Origin of the sequence: Halomonas sp. AOP7-B1-5 (assembly GCF_052353045.1) — a bacterium.
In the GTDB taxonomy this organism is placed as follows: Bacteria; Pseudomonadota; Gammaproteobacteria; order Pseudomonadales; family Halomonadaceae; genus Vreelandella; species Vreelandella colorata.
Genome location: NZ_JBQTDC010000105.1, coordinates 1 through 1,318 on the forward strand (window position 1 = coordinate 1; position 1,318 = coordinate 1,318).

Here is a 1,318-nt window from a genome sequence, read left to right on the forward strand (position 1 = left end):
ACCTTATGAAGTTAATATTTTGCTCGAGGGCTGGGCCAGCCGGTATAAAATCACCGATGCGGGTAAGTATCAGGCGCTAAGCTTTTTAATTCCCGGCGATGCCTGTGATGTGCATATTACGCTCATAGACCGCATGGATCATTCCATATGTGCTGTTATCCCCTCAAAATTCACCTCGATTCCTCAGCATAAAATTGAAGAAATGTATGCATTGCAGCCCAGGCTTGCACGCGCCTTTTTCTGGTCCATGCTGGTAGATGAATCAACCTTACGTGAATGGATAGTCAATATCGCAAGCCGGCAAGCTGATCAACGTATGGGGCATTTATTTTGCGAGCTGCTTATTCGCTCTCGTGCAGCAGGTCTAACCACTGATCATGGCTTTGTTATGCCCCTTACCCAGCAACAAGTTGGCGAAGCTATGGGTATTACGCCCGTTCATACCAACAGAGTGATTAGCAAGCTACGCCAAGAAGGATTGATTTCGTGGGAAAATAAATTTCTAAAAATAAATGATTGGGAAAAGATGAAAAAGTTTAGTGATTTCGATGCCAATTATTTACACTTGGACAAGGCAGATCCAAGTTTGGCCAATGAGGTTTAAGCACTACAACACCATTAAAATAATAAAAAACATAAGCATTACATTTAACACCATTCATATTTTAACTTATATAAAACATGTTTTATTAACTCATAGCAAGAAGCCCGACCAGAGGCCGGGCTTTAAGGTTGCATCCTTGTACACTACGCAGGCTTCCTGCCTGCCCATCCTTAGGGAGTCATCCTAACTCGCTATTCCTTGCTGAACGTCCTTGCCCAGTGAGTAAAGATTGCCAGCTTACCGTTGATTTGTAAGTAACATAGTATAAGTGATAGAGCGATATCACTAATTACTCTACTAAGCCGACATTTAGATAAAAAAATGCCAGCCTTAAAGGGCTGGCAACGAGAATAGGTAGGTTCACAGGAGGATCAATCACACATCATGCTTATCACCGGTTATTCCATCAGTAAATTTCCGAAGCCCCTTTTCAATGGGATGCTCATCTTCACTGGAATCATCCTCAGCGGATCGAGGCTCCCCTCCATAAAGTTCGGCACCGCATGAGCTGCACGGATGGTCATGGGGAACTTCGGCCTCAGCTTCAGGCACATACTCATGACCGCATTTTTGGCATGTTACAGGATGTTTCATAGCAGTCCTCCTTACTCAACATGTCTATTAGGTATCGTATAAACAGATAAGTTCAAAGATAATATTAAACAAATAAAAGCCGCGATTTTTAACTTTTTTTATTAGCGACTAGCTTCCTAA

At 42.5% G+C, this 1,318-nt stretch carries 2 protein-coding genes; one reads left to right on the forward strand and one right to left on the reverse strand.

Annotated features, from left to right (window positions below):
- Positions 1–604: Crp/Fnr family transcriptional regulator (locus tag ACT3XD_RS19550; RefSeq protein ID WP_444280699.1), on the forward strand; the 604-nt coding region annotated here is incomplete at its 5' end.
- A gap of 375 nt (positions 605–979) precedes the next feature.
- On the opposite strand, the gene ACT3XD_RS19555 is transcribed toward ACT3XD_RS19550, so the two are convergent.
- Positions 980–1,198 carry a hypothetical protein gene (locus tag ACT3XD_RS19555; RefSeq protein ID WP_192539949.1) on the reverse strand — a complete coding sequence of 73 codons (219 nt, stop codon included), beginning with the start codon at positions 1,196–1,198 and terminating at the stop codon, positions 980–982.
- Between the last annotated feature and the right edge of the window lie 120 nt (positions 1,199–1,318).

Bases quoted from the DNA above. Each gene is read 5' to 3' on its own strand.
- ACT3XD_RS19555 (WP_192539949.1), bottom strand. From the start codon at position 1,198: ATGAAACATCCTGTAACATGCCAAAAATGCGGTCATGAGTATGTGCCT.